5 protein-coding genes and 2 tRNA genes are annotated in these 10,488 nt (G+C 54.6%); 5 read left to right on the top strand and 2 right to left on the bottom strand.

The features are described 5' to 3' along the window. Positions 1 to 11: 11 nt before the first annotated feature. Complete coding sequence (locus tag BN4575_RS01825) at positions 12 to 5,189, top strand: VWA domain-containing protein (protein WP_068976892.1); 5,178 nt, start codon at positions 12 to 14, stop codon at positions 5,187 to 5,189. A gap of 70 nt (positions 5,190 to 5,259) precedes the next feature. Here the strand turns inward: BN4575_RS01825 and BN4575_RS01820 are convergent, their stop codons facing one another. Next, the gene (locus tag BN4575_RS01820; protein WP_068976891.1) at positions 5,260 to 5,754 is read right to left on the bottom strand and encodes a hypothetical protein; all 495 of its coding nucleotides are present in this window, start codon (positions 5,752 to 5,754) and stop codon (positions 5,260 to 5,262) included. Positions 5,755 to 5,938: 184 nt separating this feature from the next. Between BN4575_RS01820 and BN4575_RS01815 the strand changes: the two genes are divergently transcribed. Continuing rightward, positions 5,939 to 7,894, top strand: coding sequence for a sensor domain-containing protein (locus tag BN4575_RS01815; RefSeq protein WP_068976904.1), 1,956 nt, complete (start codon positions 5,939 to 5,941; stop codon positions 7,892 to 7,894). Between the two features lie 90 nt (positions 7,895 to 7,984). On the opposite strand, the gene rraB is transcribed toward BN4575_RS01815, so the two are convergent. Next, the gene (gene rraB / locus BN4575_RS01810; RefSeq protein WP_068976903.1) at positions 7,985 to 8,320 is read right to left on the bottom strand and encodes a ribonuclease E inhibitor RraB; all 336 of its coding nucleotides are present in this window, start codon (positions 8,318 to 8,320) and stop codon (positions 7,985 to 7,987) included. 264 nt (positions 8,321 to 8,584) lie between these two features. On the opposite strand from rraB, the gene BN4575_RS01805 reads away from it, so the two are divergent. The 3 genes from BN4575_RS01805 to BN4575_RS01795 all read left to right on the top strand — a co-directional run bounded on the left by BN4575_RS01805 (position 8,585) and on the right by BN4575_RS01795 (position 10,442). Continuing rightward, positions 8,585 to 8,660: transfer RNA gene (locus BN4575_RS01805), tRNA-Phe, on the top strand. Positions 8,661 to 8,664: 4 nt separating this feature from the next. Further along, a tRNA-Asn gene (locus tag BN4575_RS01800) sits at positions 8,665 to 8,740 on the top strand. A gap of 427 nt (positions 8,741 to 9,167) precedes the next feature. Beyond that, the gene (locus BN4575_RS01795) at positions 9,168 to 10,442 is read left to right on the top strand and encodes an alpha/beta hydrolase (RefSeq protein WP_068976890.1); all 1,275 of its coding nucleotides are present in this window, start codon (positions 9,168 to 9,170) and stop codon (positions 10,440 to 10,442) included. Positions 10,443 to 10,488: the final 46 nt, after the last annotated feature.

Here is a 10,488-nt window from a genome sequence, read left to right as displayed (position 1 = left end):
ACAGCTCCACTGTGTCGGAAGAAGGCGAAACCAGCGCGTACTACGTGGTGCGCGCGGTGGATGCCAACGGTACCGTGCTGGCGACCCAGCCGGGCGGCAACGTGAGCGTGAGCTTTGGCAACCTGGGCACGACCAGCAGTGCTGACTACAGCGCCAGCAAGACCACGGTCGCGGTAGGCGAGGTGTTCAGTGCCAAGGCGGTGAACGACGCGCTGGCGGACAACGGCGAGCAATTCAAGGTCAGCCTGAATGGCGGCAGCTTCAGCGAAGCGGGCAAGTACGAGAAGGTGGAATACAGCGACGCCACCGTCACCACCACCATCGTGGACAACGATTCGTTAGTAGCGTTGCAAGACGTAGTAGAAGGTACCTCGAACAATGTTCTGAACGTGGCTGATGGTGTTGCTTTTACAGGTGCGACAGCCTTGGGAGGGACTGTCTCGCTGGTGAATGGCAAGTATGTTTACCAGGCGCCGGTACGGAATCATGCCGATTCTGTTGCTGACACTGACTCGTTTACCTATACCAAGGCCGACGGTTCGACGGTGACGTATACCATCAATATCCTGGATACTAACCCGATTGCAGCCAACGATAGTGGCAGTGTGGCCGTGGGGCTGAATGTCCAGACGATCGGTTCGACCAGTCTACTGGCAAACGACACTGTAGTGGATAGCTCGAGTGCCAACCCAGCCAAGGTGTATTCGGTGACCGGCCTGAATGGTCAAGTTATGGTGCTTGGTGCATCAGGTAGCGTAACGGTGGCGGGTAAATATGGCGATCTGACCGTGAACGCTGATGGTAACTACACCTATACCAGCAAGCTGGATACCGATGTGCAGGCGGTTGAAGGTGGCGCGGCGGTGAAATCTGCGTTTGCTGTATATGGCTTCCAGAATAACTCGCTGCCGCTGAATGGCACCTCACTGAATTTGACCGGCCTGACCGATAGCGCAACGGCACTCGTGGATGTTCGTACCAGCGGCAACAATGCCAAGCCTGGTATTGGCGTCTCCCAGAGTGGTAGCGGTACGAACGATATCGGTAGTGGCGAAGCGCTGGTGATAGGGCTTAAGGCGCTATCCAATTTTGCTCAGATAGGTATCAACGAGCTTAATAGCGGACAGGGCAGCGCAAGTTGGAAAGCCTATGATGCGAATGGTGTGTTGGTCGGCTCCGGTACCTTGCTATCGTCTTCCAATAATGGAAGTTTGCAATCGTTCAATATCTCGACAAATACCCCTTTCCAGTATCTGGTGTTGGGCTATAGCGGTAACCAGAACGGTTATGTCATTGACTCGATCAAGTACACGCCAGCTGTTGGTGCTGTGACAGAAGAGTTTGCTTATACCGTTAAGGATAACGATGGCGACGTGTCAAATTCGGCGGTGCTGACCCTGAATGGCAATGTGCCAACGACCGTAGCTCCAACTATGTTGATGGGGATCGAGGATACGGATGTCGCCCTGACATGGGCGTCGTTCGGGATCTCGGATAATGCGTCTACCGTCCGGATTTCTGGTAATCAGGATGGCACCGGCATCATCAAATATCTTGATTCGACAGGGCAATACAAGGTGCTGGGCCAGAACGAAACCAAAATTTTCAGCAAGGTTGATATCGACAGCGGTAAGGTGAAATTTGACCCAGCTGACAATATGTCTGGGGCGGACGTCTATGGCCCAGGCCAAGGTTTGGGCAACAAAGGCAACGACCTTACGACAATCAGATTCGATGTGTTGAAGGGCGCTGATGCGATTGCTACCGGCAAGAGTGTTGTGGTGGATCTGACTCCGGTGGCCGACAAGCCGTTGTTGTCGTTGTCCGGTTTCCAGAGTTTGGCTGCGATCAATTTTGAAGATGTCAAACTGGGTTCGGCAACCTGGAGCGAGAACATTGACCTGAACACCGTACAAGGCGCAGGAACCATTGGTATCTGGAAAACGGCTGATGGCGGAAACCGTATCGAGGTTGGCAAAGAATCGGTTTATGTGGGTGGTGGTAGCAGTAACAATCAGGTGATGGAGATCGAAGGAAAATCGGGAGTGAAGACGCTTTATGCTGACTTCAACTGTGAAGGGGGGCGTTTCTACCAGTTGGGGTTCGATATTGCTGCGCGTACCAGTTCGATATCTTCCAGTGCGTTGACGGTCAAGTTCGTTCAGCTGGATGCCAATGGCGTGCCGGTTGGCGGTACTGAGCGCGTGTTGTACAACTTTAATCCGACAGATGACAGTTGGAAGCTGAATCAACTCGTGGGTCTGCCAGTAGACACCACAGCAAAATACCGCCTGATATTCGAGTCGAATGATTCTGATTCGTACGGTGCAATTTTGGATAACATCAAGTTCCAGGCGGTGGACAATAAAGGTTACGAAGACTCATTCATCAAGCTCAGTGCCATCAACTCCGCCCTCGTGGACATTGACGGTTCCGAAACCCTGACGGTCGAGATTAGTGGTCTGCCGAAGGATGCCGTGTTGAAAGATGCGGCTAACCACAGTATTACCGTGGATGCTACTGGTAAGGCTTTGGTTAGTGGCTGGAGTCTGTCGACATTGCAATTGAAGGTGAATGACCCGGGTAACTACAATCTGGTGGTCAAAGCAACGGCAACCGAAGTGACCTCCACTGGCAAGGTGTTGGATACCGTTTACAGTGAGGTTTTCCTGCCGGTTCAGGTACTGGCTGCCAACGTGGCCCCGGTGATTACTGCTGCGTCGGTTGCCGTCTCCGAAGAAGGCCTGGCCAGTGGCTTAGTGGATACCACCGACTTCCGTGGTCAAAGTACGAATCTGGATAGTACAAATGACATCTCGGTTTCTGGCAAGTTGGCAATCAGCGATGCTAATGGCGATACCATCCAATCAGTTAAACTGGTCGCGCCGACAGAGAGCTTCACTTCCGGTGGTAGCCCGATCAAGTGGAGTGTCTCGACTGATGGCTTGATGTTGACTGGTAAGGTGGGTAATAACGGCCCGACTGCCGTGACGGTCACCATCGACAAGCAGGGCAATTACAACGTCAATCTGTTCAAGCCGCTGGATCATGTCAATGCAGACAATGTGGAAGGGCGTTTGGCGATCAATGTCGGTGTAGAAGCCAGCGATGGGAAGGTAACCGGTACCGGCACGTTGACTATTCAGGTTGAGGATGACAAACCGGTGGTAACTGATGGCTCGGCTGTGCTGAAAATGACTGCCCAACCGACCAATCTGATGCTGGTGCTTGATGTGTCGACCAGTATGGGGGAACGCCCATCCGGTGGTAACGGTCTGACTCGTTTCGAGATGGCACAGCAAGCACTCATCAAGCTGTTGGATCGCTATCAGGAGTTGGGGGATGTGCGTGTCCAGCTGGTGACCTTCTCTGATAGTGCGAGTATCAAGACTGTGACCTGGGTGGATGCTGCCATAGCTAAGCAGGTTATCAATGGGTTGGATTATCGTGGTAATACCAACTATGACGATGCTCTTGAGAAAGCTAAGGCGGCATTCACGCAAACCGGTGCAATAGCTGGGGCGAAGAATGTGGCCTACTTCTTGTCGGACGGTGAGCCAAACAAGCCATCTCGTGATACTGGCATTGACTCGGACGAACAGGACGGCTGGGAGTCGTTCCTGAAAAGCAACAAAATCACAGCCTATGCGGTGGGGATAGGCGAGGGGGCAACAATCTCGGCACTGGAACCGATTGCTTTCAATGGGGCTGATGCCAGTAAGTCTGTGGATGCCTTCGTTGCAGAGAAAGAGTCTGAGTTGGCGTCGCAGCTACAGGAGACTGTAGCACCGAGCGTGATCGGTAATCTGCTGACGGTGGGTTCTGTGAGCGCCGGTATCGGTGCTGATGGTGGTCGTTTGTCCTCGGTGACTGTCGACAAGGTGGTGTATAGCTGGGATGGTGGCAGTGCCACGCCGAGTAATTTGGGGAGTAAAGCCAGCTACAACAGCACTACTCACGAGCTGACTATCACGACAGCGGCAGGTGGCAAGTTGGTGATCGATTTGGATGATGGCAGTTATCGCTATCAGGCCGCGAGCAAGGCTGCGATGGGCTATCAGGAAACCATCGGTTTCTCTGTGGTTGACCGGGATGGTGACAGCGTTAACGCGAATGTTACGTTGAACGTTGTGCCCGATGGTAACGCGATCAAGACCGGCGATCAGAATGACTCAGTATATTTGAGTAGCGATAGGCCTTCCGTAGCTGCCCATACGGCCATCGAAATAAATGGCATCCACTACTCTCAACCTGGTACTTATCAGGATGGTACTGCCGGTGTAGTCATCAAAAAAGACAGTGCCGATACCGTGTATACCTATGGTGGTAATGATCATGTCGAAGGTGGGCGTGGCAATGATGTGGTGTATCTGGGAGATAGCGGCAGCAATCTTGTTGATTTCAGCAGTGCAATTGATTTTGTCAAAGCTGATGTTGCCACCATTACCCTTCAGCCTGCCGCTGGTGTTGCCCGTGAGGATGGTGACCTGATCTCTGCCAAAGCCTCTGTGGCTTGGGGGGATGTGGCGCAAGGCGCTCAGGGCAATGATTTCCTGTTTGGCGAAGATGGTGTGGACTTGCTCTTTGGGGGATCAGGTAACGACTATCTGGATGGTGGAAAGGACCGAGACTTCATCCGTGGTGGCAGTGGTGATGATGTGATCCTGGGTGGGGCCGGGAGTGACTACCTGCGCGGTGAGGAGGGGGCCGATACCTTCCTTTGGCAGCAGGGGGATGACCTTGAACGGGGGGCTGTCAGCAATAATACGCCTTCCCATGCCATCGACTACATCACCGATTTCCATGTGGAGCATCGCGATACCACGACAGACTATGGTGATAGCTATGACTATGGCTATGGCTGGTATAAAGTTAATGAGTTCAAGGATGTCAATATCGCGAAATCAGATAAGCTGGATCTGTCCGATTTGCTCGACCATGATGGAACCAAACAGGAAGCTGATTTAACCAAGCTGCTTTCTGTGTTCGAATCCGGAACTGATGTACATATCCAGGTTCGAGCTTCTGAGGGAAGTTCGGTTGTGAGTCAGGAGATCGTACTTTTGAAGACAACGTTCGAAAAAATTACTGGGGATTCGAATCAAGTTTATGATTCTTCAACCTCTAGTGCATCAGAACAGGTCATCAACTATATGTTGCAAAACCACTTGCTTGATATCGACAAGTAAGCCCAACTCGGGGCAATAAAAAAGCGGCAGAGCAATCTGCCGCTTTTTTTATATCTCGATGCCGGGAATATCAGTTGCCGAGGGTGGCAAACAGACTTTGCTCCAGAGAACCGCGGGAGACGCAGACCGGTTTGATGGAAGGGGCGGCTACCCGCTCGCCCGAGGATTCAACGAAGAACAGCTCGGTGTTGCCCTTGACGTTGACGGTGGCCACGCTGCTATTGCCGCTTTGGGTGATGATCAGGTTGATCTGCAGGTTCGGGTTGCCCAGTGCAACTTTGGAACCCATAGTACCGCAATCGAGCCACTCCAGCCCATCGGCTGACTGGTTGACGTTGGCGGTCATCAGGCCGGCACCACGCTGGCTGTTTTCGATGGTGAGGCCGTGATCAGTGAACCACTTCTCGGCACGTGCCCACACCAGATCTACCGGGATCGCCATCTCCTGAGTGTTGTTGGTTGCCTTGGCAATCGGCGGGTTGTAGCGATACTCTTCACCGCCGTTATTGTCACCTGCACAACCAGCCAGCAGCAGCGCCAGCGCACTTCCCATTATTTTTTTCATTGTCTCTCTCTCGTCCATATCACCTGGCCATAGGCCAACCGGCATCTATTATCGCCGGAGCGACAACCTCTGTCAGCAAGCATCCTGAAACGGATGTCATGGGAGGGGATCGGGGCGCTTTACAAAACAGGTTTGCTATCATAGATTTGCTCGAAATTCCTCCATAAGCGCCGCCGTGACCCACATGCTCACTCCAGATCTGCTGCAGCAGATCATCGACCAATTACCTATGAGTATCTTTTGTCGGGATAGCCATGGGCGCTATCTGTTCGCCAATCGGATGTTTGTGCTTGAGGCGCAAATGGAATCCTCTGCCGAGGTGGTCGGCAAGACGGATGCGGATATGCCTTGGGGGGATGTCTTTCGCGGCGAGGATGAGCAGGTGCTGGCAGGTAGAGTCCCCTTGCTCTATCAGCAGTTGCACTGCAAGAGTGGCGGCAATACCTGTTGGGTCGAGATCCACAAGGTGCCGCTTTATAACCCCCAGGGAGAGGCATATGCGGTGTTTGGGGTGGTCAACGAAATTGCCCAGCGTAAAAACCTCGAACAGACAGTCAAACAGCAGCAGCTACTGCAGCGTTTTCTGCTCGATGCCATTCCTGATCTGATCCGTTTTGATGATCACGATGGCGTGTTGCTGGAGTGCAATCAGGCATTCCTCGACTTTATCGGTCAGGGGGTGGATGAGGTGCTTGGTCAGCAGCTGCCGTTCCGGCTGGCAGCGCCGCAGGGGATGGGTAATGGCGAGTGTTGTCTGCTGGATGCCAGAGGGCAGGGGCGGCACATGGAGATCACCCGGGTCGATGTGCCTGATGGTGATGGCCACTCCCTCGGGGTCTTGACGCTGGGCCGTGATATCACCGGCCTGCGAACCACTCAGGCCCAGTTGCAACAGGAGCAGCACTACGACAGCCTGACCGGGCTACTCAAACTATCCCGTTTCTTGCAGACCTGCCGTCATCTGGGGGGACGCAACGCCACCCTGGTGCTGGTCGATCTGCACCATTTTCGCGAGATCAATGATCGCTTCGGGATCCGGATTGCCGATCGCCTGCTCAGCCAGGTAGCCAAGCGGTTGCAGCAGTTGGTTCCACCGCGTTCCCTGCTTTGCCGGGTGGCTGCCGATGATTTCAGTCTGTTACTGCCAGACTTGAATGAACCGCTTCAAGACTGGATCCAGCATCTGCAGCAGCAGTTGATGGAGCACTATCAGGTGGAAGAGCATCGTATCCAGATCCCAGTATTTCTGGGATTGGCGCAGGGGAAGGCAAGCGATGCCGAACGGTTGCTCAGCCATGCCGAGGCGGCGCTGGCCCAGGGCAAGCGGCAGCAGCAGTACTGCACTTTGTTTGATCCCGCGCTGCATGCCCGGCTCAAGCGGCGTCAGCTGATCACCGCCCAGTTGCCGCTGGCCATCAAGTCCGCCCAGTTGGTTGCCGTCTATCAGCCCATCATCTGCACTCGCACTCACCGGCTGCATGGTGCCGAGTTGCTTTGCCGCTGGCCTCATCCCGAGCTTGGCATGATCTCCCCCGAGGAGTTTATTCCGCTGGCGGAAGAGATGGGGGTGATTGGTCAGCTGGGTCAGCTGATGCTGGAGCAGGGTTGTGCCCAGTTGGCGCAGTGGCAAAACATCCAGCCAGAGATGGTGCTCTCCATCAATCTATCTCCTTTGCAGTTTCGCGATCCTGCGCTTTGTGAGCGGGTATCCGCTTGTATCGCCCTGCATGGGCTCAAGGCTAGTCAGCTGGAGCTGGAGATCACCGAGGGGGTGTTGATGGAAAATGCCGACGAGATTGAGACCAACCTCGACAACCTGATCGCCGCGGGTTTTCAGCTGGCCATCGATGATTTCGGTACCGGTTACTGCTCGCTGGCCTATCTGCCACGTTTGCAGGTGGCGACTCTAAAGCTGGATCGCAGCTTCACGCAGGGGCTGGCGAGCAATACGGCGACCACCGCCATCGTGCGTTCGGTGATCGGTTTGGGCCACGAGTTGGGGATCTGCATCACTGCCGAAGGGGTGGAGACGCCAGAGCAGCAGCAGTGGCTGACCGAGGCGGGCTGTGATCGGTTGCAGGGCTATCTGTTTAGCCGCCCGCTGCCACCTGCCGAGTTTGCAGCCAGTTATCTGGAGTGAGAGGTTCGCCGTGATGAGGTGCGCAACCTCAAGGGTGAAAAACAATGAGGCCACCGATAAGGTGGCCTCATTGTTTATTGCAGCAGCGGATCAATCCTGGAAGTAGGTGCCCCAGCCATCGTAATCCACCCCGTATTTTTCGAGGATAGGCAGCATCTTGGCGATATCGGCAACGATAGCATCGACATTCAGCTTGCACTCGATGGTGGCGTCGAAGCAGAAGATAGTTGCGCCGTCATCCAGCTCCATCTCTTCGGCATCAGTCACTTCAAAACCAGCCTTGAACAGGTCAACCGCGGCTTTTTCCAGACGGTCGAAGTCCTGGCAGGCGAAGTGGTGCTCAATTTCGTAATCTGCGTCAGGATTGCTACCATCGGCCAGCAGTTCGTTAACGATCTCGGCGGCTTCGTCGCGCCACTCTTGCATATTCAGACTCATGTTGCCTCCAGGCGGTATCATTGCGGCAAAGCATACTCGCAGAGTGGATTTGGCTCAATGCGGCTGAGCGACAGAGCTGCTATTTTCCATGAGATTGGCAGCGTATATATGCCGCGCAACCACAGCTAAGGCTGTGAAATGATAAGGTTTTGGTGAATAAATGGCCTTGACGTTCAGTTGTTGAGCGAACGCATTTTTTATCGTGGCATCTTGTTGACACCGTACCGCAGAAAGGGTTTAATGCGCGCCGTTGCCCAGATAGCTCAGTCGGTAGAGCAGGGGATTGAAAATCCCCGTGTCGGCGGTTCGATTCCGTCTCTGGGCACCAAAATTCCTCCTTAGTTCAGTCGGTAGAACGGCGGACTGTTAATCCGTATGTCACTGGTTCAAGTCCAGTAGGAGGAGCCAAATTCGAAAAGCCCGCTCAATCGAGCGGGCTTTTTTTCATCTGTTAATTCCCGTTGCAGGCAGCTAAAAACAGGGTCGCCCCGCAAGTGGCGCTGAACAGCAACATACCTGTTTGCAACATGCTGCCTGGGCATGCTTTTTTCTCTCTCTTTCTGGCCCTGACCCACTTTGGCTTCATCACATTCCCTTATCCGTTTTATGGCCTGAACACCTGAACTCCTGTTCAGGCAGGCCATCTTTGTTGAATGGCTGCATGGCGTCAATATCTCCCGAGAACAATTAATTCAGCAGCCGCGAACCGCAGTTTGTCAGGCCCCATGTTGGTGTTTAAACCCTTGTTAATATTTTGAAAAACCGGAGTGACCCCGCTTTTGGCCAAGGTTATGATGGGGTGAGAGATGTTCCCATCCTGACGGAGAGATCCCTGATGAACAGCCCCTTGCGCTATGTACTGGACGGCATCCACTGCGAGCCGCACTTTTTTACCGTCCCCCTCGATCATGATGATCCGGATGGTGACAGCATCACCCTGTTTGCCCGTACCCTCTGTCGCAAAGACAAGCTCGATGAGTCGCTGCCCTGGCTGCTGTTTTTACAAGGGGGGCCTGGGTTTGGCGCGCCGCGTCCGACCGCCAACAGTGGCTGGCTCAAGCGGGCGTTGCAGGAGTTCAGAGTATTGCTGCTCGATCAGCGTGGCACTGGCATGTCGAGCCCCATTCACGCCCATGTGCTGGCCAAGATGACCCCCGTTGAGCAGGCGGATTATCTCAGCCACTTTCGCGCCGACAGCATAGTGCAGGATGCCGAGTTCATTCGACAGGAGCTCAGCCCCAAGCATCGCTGGAGTCTGTTGGGTCAGAGCTTTGGCGGGTTCTGCTGCCTCACCTATCTCTCGCTCTATCCCGACAGTTTGCGGGAGGTCTATATCACCGGCGGTATTGCTCCTATCGGTCGCAGCGCAGAGGAGGTTTATCGCGCTACCTATCAGCGAGTGGCAGACAAGAATCGCGCCTTCTTCGCCCGTTTTCCCCACGCCCAGGCCATCGCTAACCGGCTGGCCAACCACCTCCAGCTGCATGATGTACGGCTGCCCAACGGTCAGCGGTTGACGGTGGAGCAGTTGCAGCAGCAAGGACTCGATCTGGGGGCCAGCGGTGCGTTTGATGATCTTTACTATCTGCTGGAGGGGGCATTTATGGGCGACAAGCTGAACCCGGCCTTCCTCTATCAGGTGCAGAGCATGCAGCCATTCAATACCAACCCGCTGTTTGCCATCCTGCACGAGGCCATCTACGCCGAAGGAGAGGCAACCCGCTGGGCTGCTGCGCGGGTCAGAGGGGAGTTCCCGGCGGTGAACTGGACGGCGGGCAAGGATTTTTCCTTCACCGGCGAGATGATCTTCCCCTGGATGTTCGAGCAATTCCGCGAGTTGCTCCCCTTGAAAGAGGCGGCTCATCTGCTGGCCAACAAGGCGGACTGGGGGGCGCTCTATGACCCTGCCCAACTTGCTCGCAACAAGGTACCGGTGGCCTGCGCCGTCTATGCCGAGGATATGTATGTGGAGTTTGACTACAGCCGGGAAACCCTGCGGGGCCTTGGCTGCAGCCGTGCCTGGATCACCAATGAATATGAGCACAACGGCTTGCGTGCCGATGGTGAGGTGGTGCTCGATCGACTGATCGCCCTGAACCGGGATCGCTGAGGCGCGGCTCGAATGTGCCAGGCAGGGGCTGTGGTCATGAGATGAC

The organism is Aeromonas sp. EERV15 (genome assembly GCF_900079845.1).
Classification (GTDB): Bacteria; Pseudomonadota; Gammaproteobacteria; order Enterobacterales; family Aeromonadaceae; genus Aeromonas; species Aeromonas sobria.
This window is presented reverse-complemented; position numbering and strand designations above follow the sequence as displayed.

Bases quoted from the DNA above. Each gene is read 5' to 3' on its own strand.
- BN4575_RS01820 (WP_068976891.1), bottom strand. From the start codon at position 5,754: ATGAAAAAAATAATGGGAAGTGCGCTGGCGCTGCTGCTGGCTGGTTGT.
- BN4575_RS01815 (WP_068976904.1), top strand. From the start codon at position 5,939: ATGCTCACTCCAGATCTGCTGCAGCAGATCATCGACCAATTACCTATG.
- rraB (WP_068976903.1), bottom strand. From the start codon at position 8,320: ATGCAAGAGTGGCGCGACGAAGCCGCCGAGATCGTTAACGAACTGCTG.
- BN4575_RS01795 (WP_068976890.1), top strand. From the start codon at position 9,168: ATGAACAGCCCCTTGCGCTATGTACTGGACGGCATCCACTGCGAGCCG.